This is a genomic window from Bradyrhizobium sp. PUT101, from assembly GCF_052043945.1.
Lineage (GTDB): Bacteria > Pseudomonadota > Alphaproteobacteria > Rhizobiales > Xanthobacteraceae > Bradyrhizobium.
This window is the reverse complement of the sequence record NZ_CP197207.1, coordinates 3,657,890-3,678,103: the sequence shown is the minus strand read 5'-3', so window position 1 is coordinate 3,678,103 and position 20,214 is coordinate 3,657,890. Positions and strand designations below refer to the sequence as shown.

15 protein-coding genes are annotated in these 20,214 nt (G+C 65.4%); 12 read left to right on the top strand and 3 right to left on the bottom strand.

What is annotated here, in order from left to right:
- Positions 1–792: 792 nt before the first annotated feature.
- Positions 793–2,814, bottom strand: a complete 2,022-nt coding sequence (locus tag ACSHT2_RS17995) for a YgiQ family radical SAM protein (RefSeq protein ID WP_440642730.1) — start codon at positions 2,812–2,814, stop codon at positions 793–795.
- Positions 2,815–3,118: 304 nt separating this feature from the next.
- Between ACSHT2_RS17995 and ACSHT2_RS17990 the strand changes: the two genes are divergently transcribed.
- Complete coding sequence (locus tag ACSHT2_RS17990; RefSeq protein ID WP_440642729.1) at positions 3,119–3,283, top strand: hypothetical protein; 165 nt, start codon at positions 3,119–3,121, stop codon at positions 3,281–3,283.
- Between the two features lie 6 nt (positions 3,284–3,289).
- On the opposite strand, the gene ACSHT2_RS17985 is transcribed toward ACSHT2_RS17990, so the two are convergent.
- Positions 3,290–3,955 carry a GntR family transcriptional regulator gene (locus tag ACSHT2_RS17985; protein WP_440642728.1) on the bottom strand — a complete coding sequence of 222 codons (666 nt, stop codon included), beginning with the start codon at positions 3,953–3,955 and terminating at the stop codon, positions 3,290–3,292.
- Positions 3,956–3,962: 7 nt separating this feature from the next.
- On the bottom strand, positions 3,963–5,375 hold the full coding sequence (locus tag ACSHT2_RS17980; RefSeq protein WP_440642726.1) for an FAD-binding oxidoreductase: 1,413 nt from the start codon (positions 5,373–5,375) through the stop codon (positions 3,963–3,965).
- 164 nt (positions 5,376–5,539) lie between these two features.
- Between ACSHT2_RS17980 and ACSHT2_RS17975 the strand changes: the two genes are divergently transcribed.
- The 11 genes from ACSHT2_RS17975 (at position 5,540) to ACSHT2_RS17925 (ending at position 20,194) form a co-directional block, all read left to right on the top strand.
- Positions 5,540–6,424 (top strand): dihydrodipicolinate synthase family protein, encoded by an 885-nt coding sequence (locus ACSHT2_RS17975; protein ID WP_440642725.1) that lies wholly within the window; start codon positions 5,540–5,542, stop codon positions 6,422–6,424.
- Between the two features lie 212 nt (positions 6,425–6,636).
- Complete coding sequence (locus tag ACSHT2_RS17970) at positions 6,637–8,964, top strand: TonB-dependent siderophore receptor (RefSeq protein WP_440642724.1); 2,328 nt, start codon at positions 6,637–6,639, stop codon at positions 8,962–8,964.
- A gap of 2 nt (positions 8,965–8,966) precedes the next feature.
- Positions 8,967–10,154: a PepSY-associated TM helix domain-containing protein gene (locus ACSHT2_RS17965; protein ID WP_440642723.1), complete on the top strand. Its 1,188-nt coding sequence runs from the start codon at positions 8,967–8,969 to the stop codon at positions 10,152–10,154.
- Positions 10,155–10,307: 153 nt separating this feature from the next.
- On the top strand, positions 10,308–11,597 hold the full coding sequence (locus tag ACSHT2_RS17960; RefSeq protein WP_440642722.1) for a DUF1963 domain-containing protein: 1,290 nt from the start codon (positions 10,308–10,310) through the stop codon (positions 11,595–11,597).
- A gap of 96 nt (positions 11,598–11,693) precedes the next feature.
- Positions 11,694–12,926: a rhodanese-like domain-containing protein gene (locus tag ACSHT2_RS17955; protein WP_440642721.1), complete on the top strand. Its 1,233-nt coding sequence runs from the start codon at positions 11,694–11,696 to the stop codon at positions 12,924–12,926.
- Between the two features lie 324 nt (positions 12,927–13,250).
- Positions 13,251–14,495: a phosphoglycerate dehydrogenase gene (gene serA / locus ACSHT2_RS17950; RefSeq protein ID WP_440642720.1), complete on the top strand. Its 1,245-nt coding sequence runs from the start codon at positions 13,251–13,253 to the stop codon at positions 14,493–14,495.
- A 202-nt stretch (positions 14,496–14,697) separates the two neighbouring features.
- A complete protein-coding gene (locus ACSHT2_RS17945) occupies positions 14,698–15,717 on the top strand; it encodes a patatin-like phospholipase family protein (protein WP_440642719.1) in 1,020 nt (339 codons plus the stop codon).
- 3 nt (positions 15,718–15,720) lie between these two features.
- A complete protein-coding gene (locus tag ACSHT2_RS17940; protein WP_440642718.1) occupies positions 15,721–17,175 on the top strand; it encodes a GntP family permease in 1,455 nt (484 codons plus the stop codon).
- A gap of 92 nt (positions 17,176–17,267) precedes the next feature.
- The gene (locus ACSHT2_RS17935; protein WP_440642717.1) at positions 17,268–18,929 is read left to right on the top strand and encodes a tannase/feruloyl esterase family alpha/beta hydrolase; all 1,662 of its coding nucleotides are present in this window, start codon (positions 17,268–17,270) and stop codon (positions 18,927–18,929) included.
- Positions 18,930–18,977: 48 nt separating this feature from the next.
- Complete coding sequence (locus tag ACSHT2_RS17930) at positions 18,978–19,427, top strand: MarR family winged helix-turn-helix transcriptional regulator (protein ID WP_440642716.1); 450 nt, start codon at positions 18,978–18,980, stop codon at positions 19,425–19,427.
- Positions 19,424–20,194, top strand: coding sequence for an enoyl-CoA hydratase (locus ACSHT2_RS17925; protein ID WP_440642715.1), 771 nt, complete (start codon positions 19,424–19,426; stop codon positions 20,192–20,194). The genes ACSHT2_RS17930 and ACSHT2_RS17925 overlap by 4 nt, the downstream gene beginning before the upstream one ends.
- The last annotated feature ends 20 nt before the right edge of the window (positions 20,195–20,214 follow it).

The window sequence follows — 20,214 nt, the reverse complement described above, 5'->3', positions numbered from 1 at the left end:
GCTTGATATCTGGCGCTCTGAAGCGGTTTGCGCTTCCGAGAGATGAGCCTCGGACAGATAAAGGTGAGTCTTCGGCAGCAGAAGAATAATTCCAAGAGCGATGAGCTTTAATCCCAGTCGCATGCTCGCCTCCACTCCTTGATAACCGATAGCAGGAGATGAAGCGTCAAAAAATTCAGGTCGGGACCCTAAGGGGATGTACGCAGGGTGCAGCCCAATTGTGCGTCCCGCGCCGACGTCGGCGAGGTCGCCTATGGGTCATAAGCCGCCTGTCCCGCTTGGGACGATTGACTTCCGCGTTGCCTCCGAAACCCGACATCTATGAGCACAATGAACCAAGATAGAAAGATTTGAGCGCGGTGCGGGCAAGGCAAGTCCTGCGGCGGTCGCAGACGTTGCTGGTCTGCCAGGTGAGCAGGCGATCAGGGACGCCGTCAGCGAGTCGAACAGGCGAGCAAACAGCTCGCGCGGGACGCGGCGTGAAGCGCGAGGCTGTCGATACGGAATAGCGGAAGGGGCTCGCCTTGTCCCACGTTCTGCGATGATGCCATCATGCGCCTGTTTTGCCCGACGGAGCAACAGTTTCGTAAAATCAGCAAAATGCGCAGCGGGTCTCGAAAAGATCGTGCTTGATCCGCAGGCCAGGGCGCGATGACGATCCAGCCCATCGTTACGCTCTAAGTCGTTGATGTTGCTGCCCCCGGCTACTGTGCATGGGGTTGTTTTCGACATTCTTGTCTTGGAGGTGCGAAGGCTGTCACGCAGAACCGGACCTGATCCGGCTCCCGTCCGCTATTTCATCACCCGCAGGCCCTTGGTCGTGAACCGCTGCGTCTTTCCGCCGGGACGCACCGGGCGCTTCGTGCCGGCGGCCTTGCCGGTGCCGGGCGGCTGGTGTGCGGGAACGAGCTGGTGCGGCTGCGAGCCGATCAGGTCGGCGCGGCCCATCTCCTTCAGCGCCTCGCGCAGCACCGGCCAGTTGTCGGGGTCGTGATAGCGCAGGAAGGCCTTGTGCAGGCGGCGCTGGCGCAGGCCCTTGATCGCCTCGACCTTGTCGCTGCCGCCGTGGCGCACGCCGCGCAACGGATTGACGCCGGTGTGGTACATCGCGGTTGCGGTCGCCATCGGCGAGGGCAGGAAGGTCTGCACCTGGTCGGCGCGATAGCGGTTCTTCTTGAGCCAGAGCGCAAGGTTCATCATGTCCTGGTCGGTCGTGCCCGGATGCGCCGCGATGAAATAGGGGATCAGGTAATATTTCTTGCCGGCCTGCTCGGCCGCGGCGTCGAACATCCGCTTGAAGCGGTCATAGGCGCCGATGCCCGGCTTCATCATCTTGTCGAGCGGGCCGCGCTCGGTATGCTCCGGGGCGATCTTCAGATAGCCGCCGACATGATGGGTGACGAGCTCCTTGATGTATTCGGGGCTCTCCACCGCGAGGTCGTAGCGCACGCCGGAGGCGACCATCACCTTCTTGATGCCCTTGGTCTCGCGCACCTTGCGATAGAGCCGGATCAGGTCGTCATGCGAGGTGTTGAGATTCGGGCAGATCTCGGGGAAGACGCAGGACGGCCGCCGGCACGCCGCCTCGACCTTCGGATCCTTGCACGCCATCCGGTACATGTTGGCGGTGGGGCCGCCGATGTCGGAGATGACGCCGGTGAAGCCCGGCGTCTTGTCGCGGATCTTCTCGATCTCGCGCAGGATCGAGCCCTCCGAGCGGTTCTGAATGATGCGGCCTTCGTGCTCGGTGATCGAGCAGAAGGTGCAGCCGCCGAAGCAGCCGCGCATGATCGTCACCGAGAATCGGATCATCTCCCAGGCGGGGATCTTCGCATCTCCGTAGGATGGATGAGGGGCGCGCGCGTAAGGAAGGTCGTAGACCGCATCCATCTCGTCGGTGGTGAGCGGGATCGGCGGCGGGTTGAGCCAGAGATCGCGATCGCCATGGCGCTGCACCAGCGGCCGGGCATTGCCGGGATTGCTCTCCCGGTGCAGCACGCGCGAGGCGCGCGCATAGGCCTCGCGGTCCTGCTCGACCTGCTCCAGCGCCGGCAGGCGGATCACGGTCGGCCCGCGTTGACGCGATGCGCCTTCGTCGGCGGAATCGAGATCGTCGGCGTGCAGCTCGGTGTAATCGGCGGGGACCTTGCGGAACAATGCGACGCCCCTGATGTCGTCGAGCTCGCGCGGCGCTTCGCCGGCGGCGAGGCGGTTGGCGACCTCGACGACGGCGCGCTCGGCATTGCCGTAGAGCAGCAAGTCCGCCTTGGCGTCGGCGAGCACCGAGCGGCGCACCTTGTCGGACCAGTAGTCGTAATGCGCGATCCGGCGCAGCGAGGCCTCGATGCCGCCGAGCACGATCAGAACGTCCTTGAACGCCTCGCGGCAGCGCTGGGCGTAGACGATGGTGCAGCGGTCCGGCCGCTTGCCGCCTTCGCCGCCGGCGGTGTAGGCGTCGTCGTGGCGCAGGCGACGGTCGGCGGTGTAGCGGTTCACCATGGAGTCCATGTTGCCGCCGGTGACGCCGAAGAACACGCGTGGCTTGCCCAGCGCCTTGAACGGCTCGGCCGAGTGCCAGTCGGGCTGCGCGATGATGCCGACCCGGAAACCCTGCGCCTCCAGCAGCCGGCCGATGATCGCCATGCCGAAGCTCGGATGGTCGACATAGGCATCCCCGGTCACCAGCACGATGTCGCAGGCGTCCCAGCCGAGCGCATTCATCTCGGCGCGGCTCATCGGGAGGAACGGCGCCGGCTTGCGCGGTTGCGCCCGGGCCATCAGCGGCTTTTCGGCGGCGATCATCTGGGTGTCCATGGCGCCTACGCATAGGACTCCGGGCGGGCGAATTCAACCGATCGGTGTGCCGCCACCGCCGATTGTGATGCCGTGCGGGACCGTGACGCGGTCCACAGGCCGATTGATCGATCCCGCGCCATCCTCGCATCGGTTTCGTGGGAGGAAAGGCGGGTTCCGTCCTCGCGACGGCGCCGATCGAATATCGGCCACAGGAACCAACTGCGCCCGCGAACATTCTGTTGAGGGTTCGGCGCGGGCCCGGCTCGCGCGCGTCCAGGTCATTCTGGCGTCCGGTGACGTCGCCTCTGGCGATGGGGGAGCTGTGAGCACGGTCATAGAGAACTTGCTGCTGCGGAAGCAGAAGCTCGTGGAACAGCTCGAACAGGCGCCGTCGGTGGAGGATCGTGACAAGATCGAGCACCAGCTCGAGCAGATCAATACCGCGCTGGACTTTCTGGACAGGCCGGGAGCGAAGGAAGAGCGTTAGACCCGCTCAATCCACCTTTAGCGCCTTAGCGTAGACGATTCCCGAATTGGTGATGTGCGTCGTCATCAGGTCTTCGAAGGCGGCGAGCTCGCCGCGCGCGAACAGATCGAGCAGCTTGCGATGCTCGTCGAAGGACGTGCGGGTGCGCACGTCGATCGGCGAGGTCAGGTTGGTGCGGAGCGCGGCGACGCGGCCGGAGACGAGCTGATAGGATTCGGCGAGGTAGTGGTTGCCGCAATGGGTAAACAGCGCCTCGTGGAATGCGGCGTCGGCGCGGCCATAGGCGATGTTGTCCTTCGCCGTGACCGCCGGCTCCATTGCCGCGATCGCTGCGCTCATTGCCGCAATCGCGCCGTCGCGATCGTAGCGGAAGGCGAGCTCGGCCGCCTTGGGCTCCAGCGCGATGCGGAAGGTGCAGAGCGCATTGATGTCCTCGGCGCTCGGCGTGAACACGAAGCTGCCGACCTGCGGCCGGATCACGACGAGGCCTTGCGCCTGCAACTGGCCCATGGCCTCGCGCACCGGCGTGCGGCTGACGCCGAAGGAACTGGCCACCATCTCCTCGGAGATGGCTGCACCGAGCGCGAACTCGCCGTCGATGATGGCCTGGCGCAGCCGCAGCATCACGCGCTGCGACAGCGATTTCGGCGTATCGAGCCTGAGCGATCGCATGGTGCTCTCAGATCACCTTTCCGGGATTGAGCAGGTGTTCGGGATCGAGCGCCGCCTTCAGCGTCCGCATCAGCGCGATCTCGGCCTCGCTCCTGGCATGACCCAGCCACTGCTTCTTCAGCGTGCCGATGCCGTGCTCGGCGGAGACGCTGCCGCCCATGTCGCGGACGAGACCGTAGATGATCGCGTCCATCGCGTCCTTCGGCTGCTGCGCGACGGAGAGGCCGGCGACCCAGGAGACGAGATGCAGATTGCCGTCGCCGATATGGCCGTAATAGACGCTCTCGCAGCCCTTGATGCCGGAAGCGAGCGCGGCCTTGCAGCGCGTGACGAACTCGTCCATCCGCGCCACCGCAAGGCCGATGTCGTAGGAGATGTGCGGGCCCAGCACCTGGCCGAACTCGGCGCAGATGTCGCGCACGCGCCAGAAGGCCTGCGTCTGCGCCAGCGACTGCGCGACAGCGGCGTCGGCGAGCAGCCCACGTTCCATCAGCTCTTCGAGCCAGTTCTGGAAGCGCGGCGCGTCTACGCTCTCGTCGGTGCCCTGCGCCTCGACCAGCACGTAAAGGCCGTGACCTGGCGCGACCGGCGGCTTTACCCCGGCGCGATTCGTGATCACGTCCCAATAGTCCGGCCACATTACCTCGAACGCCGACAACAACGGACCGAGCCCGCTGCGCGCGGCGTCGAGCAGCGCGACCACAGCGGCATAGTCCTTCAGCGCACAGAGCGCAGCCATGGTCGAGCGCGGCTTCGGAAACAGCTTCAGCACCACGCGGGTGATGATGCCCAGCGTGCCTTCCGAGCCGATGAACAGATGCTTCAGATCGTAGCCGGCATTGTTCTTCATCAGCTTGTTGAGGCTGGTGATGATGGTGCCGTCCGCCAGCACAACCTCCAGGCCAAGCACCAGCTCGCGCGTCATGCCGTAGCGGATCACGCGATTGCCGCCGGCATTGGTCGAAAGATTGCCGCCGATCGCGCAGGAGCCGCGCGAGCCGAGATCGAGCGGAAAGAAGAAGCCGGCTTCGTCGGCAGCCTTCTGGATCGTCTCCAGCGGCGTGCCCGCCTTCACCGTCATCGTCGCGGAGGCGCGATCGATCTCCTCGATGCCGGCCATGCGCTCCAGCGAGATCGCGACCCAGCCTGCTTCGGGCGAAGCGCCGCGGCACAGCCCGGTCAGTCCGCCCTGCGGCACGAAGGGCAGCCGCGCCTGCCGGCAGGTCGCAATCGCATCGGCCACGCCCTGCGCATCGAGCGGCCGGATCACCGCAAGCGGCGTCTGCGGCAGGCTCGCGCTCCAGTCGTTGCAGTTGCGGGCGGGCACCTCGCTGCCCGTCAGCATCGCGGCCGCGCCGAGCCTGTCGCGCAACGCGCCGAGCAGCTGGTCGGGTCGCCCGGCGGGGGTCACCACGTCCATGCGAGACCTCCTCGATATTTGGCGCGCTCCACGGCGCGGGGATTTGCGCCGCTCTTGTATGTAAGGTACAACACAAGAAGTAAAGCTAAAACTGGCCCCGGCAAGCGCAGAAGATCGTGGGAGATCAGCGGCTTAAGTTCGGAGCGGCAGAAGAGGGCAGTGTGATGACGGAGGCAATTCGCGGGTTCTGGGTGGCGTCGGCGACGCCGCTGGCGGCCGATGGCAGCGTGGATCACGCCCGGCTCACCGGCCATGCCAGGCAACTCTTCAGCAAGGGTGTCGACGGTGTCGTCCTGTTCGGCACCACTGGCGAAGGCACCTCGTTCAATGTCAGCGAACGCGTCGCGACCATCGAAGCCATGCTCAAGGCCGGCGTTGCGCCGGAACGCATCGCAATCGGCGGCGGCTTTCCGGCCATCACCGACAGCATCGCGCTGACGCGCGCCGTGCTCGGCCTCGGCCTGCGCCACGTGCTGCTGCTGCCGCCCTATTTCGACCGCAGCGTCACGCCCGAAGGCATCGAGGATGCCTTCGCCGCGATCATCGATGGTGTCGCCGATGATCGGCTGCGCGCCTCGCTCTATCACATCCCGCAGGTGTCGGGCGTTGCGATCCCGACAACGGTCGCCGCGAACTTGTGCAAGCGCTACGGCAAGCAGGTCGCCGGCTTGAAAGACTCCAGCGGCGACTTCAAGCAGTTCGAGGCATTCCGTGCGGCCGTGCCCGAGCTCGCCATCACCGTCGGCAACGAGCCCGACATCGCCCGCGCGATGGCCGCGGGCGGCGCCGGCACCATTTGCGGCATGGCCAACATCGTGCCGGAGCTGGTCAAGGGCATGATTGACGGCAAGGATGTCGAGGCGCGCATGCAGGCAGCGGCAGATGTCGTGGTGAAGACTCCGTCTCTGGTCGCGACGTTGAAGGCTATCCTCGCGGCGCAGACCGGCGATACAGGCTGGCTGCGCGTACGGCCCCCGCTCCGCGCGTTGTCCGACGGCACCGCCCTCAAGCGGAAGCTCGACGCGTTGATGGCGCCTGCCATCGCGTAAGCCCGCGCAAGATCGCGACGCGCCGCCGCGAATTCGCGCGCTGCGTGCCGCGCTCGGCAAGACGGCCATTTGAGATTGCCGTTCAGCGCCGATCCGTACTTAGAACCATTCAATACTAGAGCGATTCAAGTCCACTTACGGTTCCGCTCGTGCTCCGTGCCTGTTAGACGCGCCAGCTTCAATGCTGCGTCTGACCTGGAAGTGAATCGAACGTGCGTGCTTATCTGGATGGCCGCTACGCCAGCGGCCGTCGTCATCGTGCCGGCAAGAGCCGTGCCGGTCTTCTCATCGGAGCGGCTGTGCTGCTCGCCGAATGTCCCTCCAACATGACGATCGCGAAGGCGCAATCGGTGTTGCCGCCGGTGACGGTGGACGCGCCGGCGCAGCGGCCGAAACCGGCGCGGGCATCGGAGCAGTCTTCACGCCGCCCGCAAACCGCTGCGCGCCAGCGTATTCGCAACACCGCGCCCGCAGCGCCGACGCTCTCGGAGCGAGCGGCCGCGGAGGCCGCCGCACAGCAAGCCGCAAAGCTCGGCTACCGCGCGATGCCGAGCGCGACCACGCTGCGCAGCGGCGCCTCGCCGCTCGACACCTCGCAGGCCGTCAATGTGGTGCCCGAGCAGGTGCTGAAGGATCAGCTGCCGCGCAACATCGACGATGCGCTCGCCAACGTCTCGGGTATCACCCAGACCAATACGCTGGCCGGCACCCAGGACGCCGTGATCCGCCGCGGCTTTGGCGACAATCGCGACGGCTCGATCATGCGCAATGGCATGCCGCTGGTGCAGGGCCGCAGCCTCAATCCCGCCGTGGAAAGCGTCGAGGTGCTGAAGGGGCCGGCCTCGCTGCTCTACGGCATCATGGACCCCGGCGGCATCGTCAACACCATCAGCAAGCGGCCCGAGCTGTATCAGCACGGTTCGGTCACGCTGCTCGGCTCGGCCTACAATACGTCCAAGACGGGCGCCGACGGCCTGCTCGACGTCACCGGCCCGATCGGCGATCAGGGGCTTGCCTATCGCTTCATCGGCTACGGCGTCAGCGAGGATTACTGGCGCAATTTCGGCCGGCACCGCGAGATGCTGGTTGCGCCGTCACTGGCCTGGTACGGAAAGGACACGACGGTTCAGCTCAACTACGAGCACCGCGAGTTCATCTATCCGTTCGATCGCGGCACGGCGTTCATCAACGGTGCGCCGCTGGCGATCCCGAAGACGCGCCGGCTCGACGAGCCCTACAACAACATGTGGGGGACGTCCGACCTGATCCAGGCCTCGGTTGAGCACCGCATCAACCAGGACTGGAAGCTCTTTGCCGGCTACAGCTACAACACCGAGACCTTCAGCGCGAACCAGCTCCGCATCACCGGCGTCAACGCGAAGACCGGCGTCGAGACGCGCAGCAACGACGGCACGCAGGGTTCGCTGAGCAATTCGAGCTACGGGACGTCCTACATCTCGGGCGGATTCTGGCTCGGCAACATGCGCAACGAGGTGCTGTTCGGCGGCGACGGCCAGTATCGCACCATCTACCGTGACAATCTGATCCGGCAGGCGGCCCCGTCCTTCAATGTCTACAACCCCGTCTACGGCCTGATCGGGCCGGGCACGACGGTTTCGAATAGCGACAGCGCCCAGACCGACAAGCTCGGCCAGTGGTCGCTGTTCTTCCAGGACACGCTGCATCTGACCGAGCGTTTCGCGCTGGTCGGCGGGGTGCGCTACATGGACTACGATCAGCTGGCCGGACGCGGAAAGCCGTTCATCACCAACACCAACGTGTCCGCCGACGCCGTGCTGCCGCTCGGCGGCGCAATCCTCAAGCTCACCGACCAGCTTTCGCTTTATGCGAGCTACACCCAGTCGCTGAAGCCGAACTCGACCATTGCTCCGCTGAGCAATGGTGGCGGCGTCGTGCTCGGCTCGAACATCGCGCCGGAAGAAGGCACGCAGTACGAGACCGGGCTCAAGTTCGATCTCAACAAGCGCCTCTCCGGTACGCTCGCGGTTTACGACATCGAGAAGCAGAACGTACTGGTCAGCCAGCTCAACACTGCAACCGGTCTCAACGTATACACCGCGGCCGGCAAGGTCCGCTCGCGCGGCCTTGAGATCGACGTCACCGGCCGGCTCTCCGACAATTGGAGCATGATCGGAAGCTACGGTTACACCGATGCGCGTGTGACCGAGGATCCGACATATGCCGGCAAGCAGCTGCAGAACGTTGCGATGAACACGGCTTCGCTCTATCTGGTCTACGATTTTGGCACAGCGCTTCCCGGCCAGCTCAGGCTCGGCGGCGGCGCCCGCTATGTCGGCGACCGGCCTGGCGATGCGTTGAACACGTTTGTGCTGCCGTCCTATGTCGTCGCCGATGTCTTCGCGACCTATGAGACGAAGCACCAGACACTGCCGGTCATCTATCAGCTCAACGTCAAGAACCTGTTCGATACGCTCTATTACACCTCCGCCCAGAACAATTTGGGCGTCGCCATCGGCGACGCTCGCCGCGTGTCGCTGTCGGCAACAGTGAAGTTCTAGCGATGACGCTGCTGCGGGGGCACACGATCAAAGGGGTCCTGCTTCGGGTCCATTCCATCGTAGGCCTTGTGCTCGCGCTGTTGCTCGCCCTGATCGCGCTGACCGGCGCGATCATGAGTTTTGAGGACGAGATCGTCGATCATCTCAATGCCGGCATCATGCAGGTCGCGCCGCGTCAGGCGCCGATGCTGATGCCTGATGACCTGATCGCCCGGCTGAAGGCGGCGCAGGATCTCGGCAAGGTCTCGGCCGTCACGCTGTCGAGCGATCCGGCGGCGGCGGTCCATATCCGCTTCGCGCGCGACGACCAGGGCAGCCGGCCGGGCTCGCTCTATGTCGACCCCTACGACGCGCGCGTGCTGGGTTCGCCGCGTGGCGAGGCGTTCTTCGCGACCGTGCGCAGGCTGCACCGTTGGCTGCTGATCCCAGGCGACGCCAAGGGCTGGGGGCGTCCGATCACCGGCACCATTGCGCTCGGTCTGATCGTCATGCTGGCTTCGGGCCTCGTGTTGCGCTGGCCGCGCCGCGCCGGCAGCGTGAAGATGTGGCTGAAGCCGAATCTCGCGCTGAGCGGCCGCGGACTGCACCGGTCGTTGCATGCCGTGATCGGCACCTGGGTCCTGCCGGTCTATCTGGCGATGACGCTCACCGGGCTGTGGTTCTCCTTCGATTGGTACAGGGATGGAGTCACCTGGCTGCTGTCGCGTCCGCAGCTCGCTGCTGCGAAGATGCAGCCCAAGATGCCGTCAAAGCGCCCGCTCGCGGCCGAGACCGCGCAGCCGATCGGATTCGATCGGGCATGGACGACGTTCGAGCGCGAGGAGGGCGGCCGCTTCTCCAGGGCTCTGCTGACTCTGCCGGCCGGCCCGGGCACGGTGATTCGGATCCGGTCGTGGGAGAAGGGTCGGACACTCGAGACCACGCGCGACGAATTTCGTATCGAGGCGGTTACCGGGCAGCTGCTTTCCGCTGAACGCTATGCCGACAAGACGTTCGGCGAGAAGATCATCGCGGCCATTTACGACATCCATCGTGGCGCAATCCTGAGATGGCCGGGCAAGCTCGCGTTCATGATTGCCGCGGCCCTGATGCCGTTGTTCTCGGTCACGGGAATCCTGCTCTATCTGTCGCGCCGCAAGCTGCGCCGTCCGGCGCAGCCACCGCTCGGGCGGCTCGTTCCCGGCGAATGATAGCGATGCGCTAGCCGCCGCGCCACGCGCCGCCGATAGTTCATCCGCAGCCAGTGCAACCATGCCTGCCACACACAGCGGACCGGAGCGACTTGTCTGAAGTCTCCACAAATGGTTCGATTGGCGAAGTCCATGCGAAAGTTGGGGTGATCGATGGCGCGATCCGAGCAAGATGAAATCGAAGAGACGGCGCTGCCTGCGGTGCTGGTCAGACGCAGCGATCTGCCCGTGCCGCTCGCGCACCCGGCGCGGAGCTTTTTCGGCGGGCTTCCCAAGCTGCCCCCGAAATTTGATTGGCCGACGGCAGAGGTCACGGCCAATGAAAAACCGGAAACGGTTGCGCTTACATTCGTGGCTCAAATTGACCTGGCTGAAGTGCCTGGGGCCGGCTGGTCGCCGCTTCCGACGCGGGGCACCCTTTATTTCTTCTGTAGTTCTGTGTTTGTTGGCGAAGGACATCCACCTTGTCGCGTACTTTATAGCCCGACGGATGGTGGCGCGTATCCCGACCGCGCGCCACCGCCAGACCTGATGCCGCTGGCAGGCACCGACGGTGATTCCCAGGTCAGATGGCTCGACCCCAACCTCGATTTTCATTCCAAGGTCGAGTTCAAATATCCGGTCTCCTTCCGACCGTTCCGCGACTTCTACTTCCGGGAGGACGCCGTCGGAGGGGAGCTTATGGTCAAAGAATTGTGTAAGGCGCTGGGTCCGGGGGAGCCGCAGGAGAATGATCTGTTTCAATTCCGAGCTGCGTCCAAATACGAAAAGGACGAGGATTGGCCCTTTAACTGGCTCCTGATCACCTATGTGGTCCGGTCGGTATTGTCTCACGTCCAACGCGATCTGACGCGTGGATATTATGGCAAGCCGCTCACCGACGAAGCAACTGTTGAATTGAAGCGGCTACGCGGTGGTGCAATCGGGTGGCTCGAGCGCTGTCGGGCGCTCACCCCAATGGATGACGTTGATCCGGATACAAAGGCGAGCTTCAGATCCTGGTGGTTCAAGATTGTGCATGCCTACAAGAAGCTGGACGGGCAGGTGCCCACATATGCGAGTACAATCGCGGACGACCTCGGCAACGCCATCAACCATACGATCCGTTGCATGGCGACTCAGGACGTCGATATATCCGACCACGCCCCTTCCAGCTACGTCGCGAATCTGGCGCGGCAGAATCACTGGAAGACGCCAACCGTGGACGATGGCAAGCACCGCCACTTCAGAACTGCGCTTCATCAGATGCTTGGATACGGCAGCGGCCCGCAAGATGCGACCGAGGTGCACTTGGAGGACGTGCTGTTGCTTCAGATTCAGGGTGAGCTTGCTTTCTTCAATTGGCACTCCAACATCGGCGGTGTGCTTCATTTCTGGATCGGTCGGGATGCTCTTGATCAACGCGACTTCTCGCAGGTCGTCGCGACATTCGAGTGCGACTAGCCCGATCTCTGCGCGATTGTCCTGTTCTCCGATATAGCTGGCCAACTCCGCCGCAATGGTTCAAAAGCTCCTGGTTCTGTCCTCAAGGTCAATGCCATGAAGCTTCCGACCGTCACCCCTGCCGACATCCGCCGCGCGTTGCTGTTGCGCGAGGAGATCGCGTTGCTCGATCTCAGATTCGAGGCTGCCTTCGCGACCGGCCATCCGCTGTTCGCCGCCAACATGGCCGTGGATCGGATTGCAGTCGAGGCCGAGGTCAGGCTGCCGCGCAAGGATGTGGCGATCGTGCTCTATGATGGCGGTGATGGGCTGGTTGCGCCCGGCGCCGAACGTCTCGCCGCGCTCGGCTACACTAATATAGGCGCACTCGAGGGCGGGCTGACGGCCTGGCGCGCGGCGGGCTTTGAGGTTTTCGAGGACGTCAACTCCTACTCGAAGGCGTTCGGCGAACTGGTCGAGGCGCGCCGCCATACGCCTTCGCTCGGCGCCGACGAGGTGGCCAAACTCATCGCCGGCAAGGCCAACATCGCCATTCTCGACGTTCGCCGTTTCGACGAATATGCGACCATGAATATTCCGGGCTCGGTCAGCGTGCCGGGCGCGGAACTGGTGCTGCGGGCAGGGCAAGCCGCACCCGATCCCGAGACGACGATCATCGTCAACTGCGCCGGCCGCACCCGCTCGATCATCGGCACCCAGTCGCTGATCAATGCCGGCGTGCCCAACAAGGTGCGTGCGCTGCGCAACGGCACGATCGGCTGGACGCTGGCGCGGCACAATCTCGATCACGGCGCTGACAGGAGCGGAGCGATCGGGCCGTTCGAGGGCGGTCCGGCCAATGCCCGCGATGTCGCCTACCGCGCAGGTGTTCGCCATATCGGTGCGAACGAGATGTCGGCGCTTGCCGCGCAGACCCATCGTACGCTCTATCGCTTCGACGTGCGCGACGCCGAGGAATATGCGGCCGGCCATCTCCCCGGTTTCCGCCACTATCCCGGCGGCCAGCTCGTCCAGGAGACTGACATCGCCGCTCCCGTGCGCGGTGCGCGCATTCTCCTGACCGACGACAAGAGCGTTCGTGCCGACATGACGGCGTCCTGGCTGGCGCAGATGGGCTGGGAAGTCTATGTGCTCGAAGGCGGCTATGACGGTGCGCTCGAGGTCGGGCAGCCGCACGTCCTGCCGAAGCCGGATCCGGCACACCGCTACCGCCGCCCCTATGAAGGGACCGATGTGGCCGAAGCTGCGATGCAGGCCTATCTCGATTGGGAATATGGCCTCGTCGAGCAGCTCCGCCGCGACGGCACGCACGGGTTCTACGTGATTTGACGGCGAGCGAGCAGTGATCCTTGCCGCTCGCATTGATCTATCACCGTCACCCTGAGGTGGCCGCTCCTTCAGCGGACCTCGAAGGGCGACGGCCCGGCTGCATCGGGGTCGTTCATCCTTCGAGGCTCCCGGCGCGATGCCAAGCATCGCGCCACTTGCGCCTCAGGATGACGGGACGGCTGCTGTGAGCGCGGGAACGGCGGAGCTGGTGGGATGCCAAGCGCACGGGCTCCTGCCCATCTTCTCCCCGTATCCGACCCCTATTGTGCTGCACATCCTCGACGGTCTATGAGCTGCGGCAACGCTGCTACTTACGGAGATTCCATGCCAGCCCCAGGTCAAAGCCCTGAGCGAAGCGCCAAGGCGCTGCTGCTCGAGGGCGTCAATGACAGTGCCGTGGACCTGTTCAGGAGCGCGGGGTTCACCAATGTCGAGCGGCTGACCAAGGCGCTGGACGGCGAGGACCTGCGGCGCGCGCTCAAGGGCGTGTCGCTGCTCGGCATCCGCTCGCGGACCCAGATCACCGATGAGGTGCTCGGGGCGGCCGACCAGCTTCTCGCGGTCGGCTGCTTCAGCGTCGGCACCAACCAGGTCGAGCTTTTGGCGGCGCGCAAGCGCGGCATTCCCGTCTTCAACGCGCCTTTCTCCAACACGCGCAGCGTCGCCGAGCTCGTGATCGGCGAGATCGTGATGCTGCTGCGGCGGATCTTTCCGCGCTCGGTGTCGGCCCATGCGGGGGGCTGGGACAAGTCGGCGACCGGCAGCCGCGAGGTGCGCGGCCGCACGCTCGGCATTGTCGGCTACGGCAATATCGGCTCGCAGCTCTCGACCCTGGCCGAAGCCATGGGCATGCGCGTGATCTATTTCGACCGTACCGACAAGCTTCGCCACGGCAACACCGAGCCGGTCGAGAAGCTCGAAGAGCTGCTGGCGCAGAGCGACGTCGTCAGCCTGCACGTGCCGGAGACGCCGGAGACCGCGGGCATGATCGGCGAGAAGCAGCTGCGGGCGATGAAGCCGGGCTCGTTCCTGATCAACAACAGCCGCGGCACCGTGGTCGATCTCGACGCGCTTGCCGTCGCCCTGCGCGACGGTCACCTCGCCGGCGCGGCCGTCGACGTGTTTCCGGTCGAGCCGTCCTCGAATTCCGATCGCTTCAAGAGTCCCATTCAGGGCCTCGAGAACGTCATCCTCACCCCGCATATCGGCGGCTCGACCGAAGAGGCGCAGGAGCGCATCGGCGGCGAGGTCGCGCGCAAGCTGGTCGATTATTTCATCACCGGCTCGACCATGGGCGCGGTGAATTTCCCGGAAGTGCAATTGCATCTTCGCCCCTCCGGGGCGCGCTTCAGCCATGTCCATCGCAACGTGCCGGGCATGCTGCGGCGGCTGAATGAGGTCTTCCTCCAGCGCGACATCAACATCGCCGCGCAATATCTGGAGACCGCCGGTGACCTCGGCTATGTCGTGCTCGACGCCGATCTCGGCGGCCAGGACTCCGGCGAGTTGCTCCAGCAGATCCGCGCCCTCGACGGCACCATCGGCGCGCGGCTGGTGTTCGAGCACTAAAGCGTTTCAAGCGAAGTGGATAAAGAAAACGCGTCAACCAGAATCTAGAGCCATTTCCGTTCCGATCGCATCAGAACGGAAATAGCTCTAGACCACCCCACGTTCCGGTTGCAACTTGCAGCAACTGCTCCCACACTGTCGTCGAATTCGGCCCGGTCAAAAATCGCGTCGAATTTGAGCTTCAGTTGCGTGAGTGTCCGCCATGGAACGGGACGCCGTACTGATTGATCTCGCGCTTCAGGGCGGCGGTTCGCACGGCGCCTTCTCCTGGGGTGTGCTCGACCGTCTTCTGGAGGAGAAATGGCTGGAGATCGCCGCAATCTCCGGAACCTCCGCAGGCGCGATGAATGCGGCGGTTCTGGCGGACGGCTGGGCAGCCGGCGGCGCCGAGGGCGCGCGAGAGGCGCTCGACCGATACTGGCGCCGTGTCTCGAAGGCCGCGGCCTACAGCCCGCTACAACGCTCTCCGCTCGATCGCTTGATGGGGCGCTGGACCCTCGATACGTCGCCCTTCTACATCCTCACCGATTTGATGTCGCGTGTGTTGTCGCCCTACGACCTCAATCCGACCGGCTACAATCCGCTGCGCGCGGTGCTGGCCGAGAGTATCGATTTCGAACGCCTCGTGCGCTCGCCGATCCAGCTGTTCATCACCGCGACTCGGGTGCGCACCGGGCGCGGCCGTATCTTCCGCAACGCGGAGATCACGGCGGATGTGCTGCTGGCATCGGCCTGCCTGCCGACCATGTTCCGCGCGATCGAGATCGACGGCGAGCCCTATTGGGACGGCGGCTTTGCCGGCAACCCGACGATCACGCCGCTGGTGCGCGAGAGCGACGCGCATGACACCATTCTCGTCCAGATCAATCCGACCGAGCGGCTGGAGGATCCGCGGACGGCTGCGGAAATCCTCAACCGGCTCAACGAAATCTCATTCAACTCGCCGCTGATGAAGGAGCTGCGCATGATCGCGCTGCTGCGCCAGGCGGCCGATCCCGGCAGCGGCGAGGGCGCGCGCTGGGCGAAGATGCGCACACACCGGATCAAGAGCGACATGCTGGCGAAGTTCGGGGCCTCCTCGAAGCTCAACGCGGAGTGGGAGTTCGTCTCGATGCTGCGCGCCGAGGGACGCACGGCCGCGGACGTCTTCCTCGGCGAGCACGGCGCAGATATCGGCCGTCGTTCGACCGCCGATCTCGACGTCCTCCTGTCGGAGTGCTGAGGCATGGGTCTCCTCGGCCTCCTCGTCGGGCTCGGCCTGCTCGTCCTGTTCGCCTTCCGCGGCTGGAGCGTCCTGCTGCTCGCGCCGTTCGCCGCACTCATTGCCGCTTTGTTCGGCGGTGAGCCGCTGCTCGCGAACCTGACCCAGGTGTTCATGGTGAACGCGGCGGGATTTCTGGCGCAGTTCTTCCCGATCTTTCTGCTTGGCGCCGTCTTCGGCAAGTTGATGGATGACAGCGGCGCGGTGACGTCGGTCGCCGGCTTCATGGCGGAGCGCCTCGGCGAACGGCGCGTGATCCTGGCGGTCGTGCTCGCCGGCGCGCTGGTCACCTATGGCGGTGTCAGTCTGTTCGTTGCGTTCTTCGTCATTGTTCCCATGGCACGCTCGCTGTTTCGTGCCGCTTCGATTCCGCGTCGTCTGATCCCGGCCGCGATCGTGCTGGGAACGTCGACGTTCACCATGTCGGCCCTGCCTGGCACGCCGTCGATCCAGAATGCGATCCCGATGCCGTTCTTCGGCACGACGCCGTTTGCCGCGCCGGGCCTCGGCATCGTCGCCTCGCTCATCATGCTCGGCACCGGATTGTGGTGGCTGCATCGCGCTGAAGCTGCGGCGCACCGCGCTGGGGAAGGCTATGGCGACGATGCCGAGGGCGCGATCGAGCAGGCCGCTGCCGACGAGCTCGTGCGCGAGCGCGCGACGACTGCCCGCGAGTTCGATCCGGCGGAGCTACAGCACGGTCATCGCAGCGAGCGGCCATCGCCCGTGCTGAACGCCATGGCGCCGCTCGTCGTCGTCGTGACCGTCAATCTGGTGATGTCGCTGGTGGTGCTGCCGCGGCTCGATGTCAGCTATCTCGCTGAGCAACGCTTTGGTGACACGACGCTTGCAGCCGTTGCAGGCGTGTGGTCGGTCGCGGTGGCGCTGGCTGCCGCCATTGTCACGACCATCGCGCTGAACTGGGCGCGCCTGCCGGCGCTGCGCCGGACCATGGACGCCGGGGCCAATGCGTCGGTCCTGCCTGCGTTCAGCGTCGCCAGCCTCGTCGGCTTCGGCGCCGTCGTGGCCTCGCTGCCGGCGTTCGCGATCGTGCGCGACTGGGTGCTGGCGATCGAAGGGGGACCGCTGGTCTCGCTCGCCGTCGCGACCAACGTCCTGGCGGCACTGACAGGGTCGGCCTCGGGCGGCCTGACCATCGCCCTCGACGCCCTCGGCCCGACCTACGTCGAGCTTGCCGCGCGGACCGGCATCGACCTTGCGTTGATGCATCGCGTGGCGGTGATCGGTGGGGGTACCCTCGACATCCTGCCGCACAACGGCGCAGTGGTCAGCCTGCTCGCGATCTGCGGCCTGACACATCGTGACAGCTATTTCGACATCGTCATGGTGGGCATCGTGACCTCGCTCCTGGCGCTGGTGGCGGTGATCGCCCTGGGCACTGCGCTGGGCTCATTCTGACGGAAAGCCGGCGTCAGCGATTGACGGACGGGCGAAGGTTGCATTGAATGCGGCGAACTTCCGAACGCAACAGAACAAGCCGGGTGGAAACGATGCAGCGAAACAGAGCGAAGCTGTGTGCATGGCTCGTGGGCACTGCGGCCGCAATGAGCGCGAGTGGTGCGTTGGCGGTGACGCTGGCGGAGGATGCCGAGACGGTCTGCAAGGGGCTGGTCGGCGGCACCGATGCCGTGAAGATCGATGCCGCGACGTTTCAGTCGCCATCGACTCTCGCTGTTGCCGAGCGCGGCCCGACGCCGTCAGGGCGCGTCACGCCCGCCAATCCTGCCTTCTGCAAGGTGCTCGGCCATATCGATGCTGTCGACCCCCAAGCGCCGCCGATCAGATTCCAGGTCAATCTTCCCGTCGAATGGAACGGCCGTTCGCTGCAATATGGCGGCGGCGGTTTCAACGGCGTGCTGATCACCGGCCTTGCGCTGCCGCCGGCTTACCCTTTCGACAAGCCGTCGCCGCTCGCGCGCGGCTTCGTCACCTACGGCACCGATTCCGGGCACGAAGCCAAGCCGGGCGAGCCGCCGCAGTTGTTTGCGCTGAACGACGAGGCCTTCGAGAATTTCGCTCATCGTGCCTACAAGAAGGTGCGCGACGCGGCCGTCGCCCTGATGCAGCGCGCCTACGGCAGGAAGCCGGACAAGATGTACTTCATGGGCTCGTCCGAAGGTGGCCGCGAAGGCCTGACCATGGCGCAGCGCTATCCCGATGATTTCGACGGGATCTTCGCGCGGGTGCCCGTGATCAACTGGGTCGGCCTGCAGCATGCCGGAACCCGCTCGGGCCTGGTGACCATGGGTGAGGGCTGGATCAATCCGGCGCAGGTGAAGCTGGTCGGCGATGCCGTGCGGGCGGCTTGCGACAAGGCCGACGGCTCCGACGATGCGCTGGTGCAGGATCCCGTCGCCTGCAAGGCGACATTCAAGGTCGAGACGCTGCGCTGCGCGGCGGGCCAGCGCGGCGATCAGTGCCTCACCGATCGCCAGATCAAGGCGATCAACACGCTGCATGCGACCTACAAGTTCCCGTTCGCGCTCGCCAACGGCGTCGACGACTATCCAGGCTGGGGCGTCTCGGGCGAGGACACGCCGGCGATCGGGCCGACCGGTGGCTGGGTCGCGTGGTGGCTCGGCACCGCGCCGCCGGCGCAGCCGCCTGCCCGCAACAACGGCATCGCCTGGATCTACGGCGCCGGCGGCATTCAATATGTCTTCGCGCGCGATCCGAAGCTCGATGTCACCACCTACAAATTGGAGGACCACAAGGCACGGCTGCTCGAGGTGTCGAAGCTGATGGATTCGACCGATCCCGACCTCAGCCGCTTCCGGATGCGCGGCGGCCGGCTGATCATGCTCGAGCACATGGCCGACTATGCGCAGAGCCCCTATGCCGGCATCCGCTATTTCGAGAGCGTCGAACGCAAGATGGGCAAGGCCGAGACCGCGGAATTCGCGCGGCTCTACACCGCGCCCGGCGTCGACCATGTCGGCTCCGGCGCGCCGGCCAATGTCGACATGCTGAGCGTGCTGGTCGACTGGGTCGAGAAAGGCAAGGCGCCCGGCGATCTGGAGGTCACCGAGCAGAAGGTCGAGGCGCCGTCGTTCGCGGCGCTGCGCGCGCTGCCGCTGTGCCGCTGGCCGGCCTGGCCGCACTACAAGGCGGGTGCGGTGACGGAGGCGTCGAGCTTTACCTGTGCGCCGTGACGAAACGGCTCGTTTGACAATCGCCTCGTGCCCGGCTAGATGTTTCGCATGCGAAATAACGAGTCCGCGGCGAAGCATCATCGGCTGATCTACCTGCTGAGCGTCGCGCATCGCCGCTTGCAGCGCTGGATGGCGGCGCAGCCTCAGAGCACGGTGACGCCGGCGCAGGCGGGGTTGCTGTTCATCCTCGGCAAGCAGGACGGCGTCTTGATCGGCGAGGCGGGCGCGGCGCTCGATATGGGGCCGGCCGGCATTTCCGGCCTGGTCGACCGCACGGCGGCCGCAAAGTTGATCGAGCGGCGCGCCGATCGCGAGGACGGCCGCGCGTGGCGCATCTGGCTGACGCCCAAGGGGCGCACCGCGCTGGCGCAGGCGAAGACCTCGGCGGCGGAGGTCAACGCGGCGCTGACGGAAGGATTTACGGCTGCGGAGATCGACATCGTCGCGCGCTGGCTGACGAGCATTCAGGACAAGTTTCCAAGAGGAGCAGACGAATGACCGAGCACGTCCGGATCGAGAGCAACGGCGGAATTCTCACGCTGACATTGGCGCGCCCCGACAAGAAGAACGCGCTGACCGACGCGATGTACGGCAATCTGGCGGATGCAATCGAATCCGCCGAGTTCGACCCGTCCGCTCGCGTGATCCTGATTCGCGGCGAGGGCGACATGTTCACCGCCGGCAACGACGTCGGCGAATTCGCCGCGGTCGCAGCCGGCAAGTCCGAAGGCAGCCGCAACGTCGTGCGCTTCATCCAGTCGCTGGCGCGCTGCACCCGGCCGCTGGTCGCAGCCGTGCAGGGCCGTGCCGTCGGCGTCGGCACCACGATGCTGCTGCATTGCGATCTCGTCGTGCTCGCCGACAACGCGCAATTGTCGACGCCGTTCGTCAGCCTTGCGCTGGTGCCGGAGGCCGCCTCCAGCCTCTTGATGCCGGCGCGCATCGGCCATGCGCGCGCCTATGAAATGTTCGCGCTGGGCGAGACCGTGCCGGCCAAGTCGGCGCTGGAATGGGGCCTTGCCAACCGTGTGGTGCCGCTCGACAAGCTCGATGCCGAGGCGCTCGCGCTTGCGCAGCGTCTCGCCCGCCAGCCGGCCGGCGCCCTCGTCGCGACCAAGCGGCTGATGCGGAACGGAGAGGCGCTGGTCGCGCAGATGCAGGCCGAAGGCGAGCAGTTCGCGCAGCGTCTGCGCACCGCGGAGGCGCGCGAGGCGTTTACGGCGTTCGCCGAGCGCCGGCCGCCGGATTTCACGAAAGTGGCGTGAGCCGACTTCCCGACAGAGTG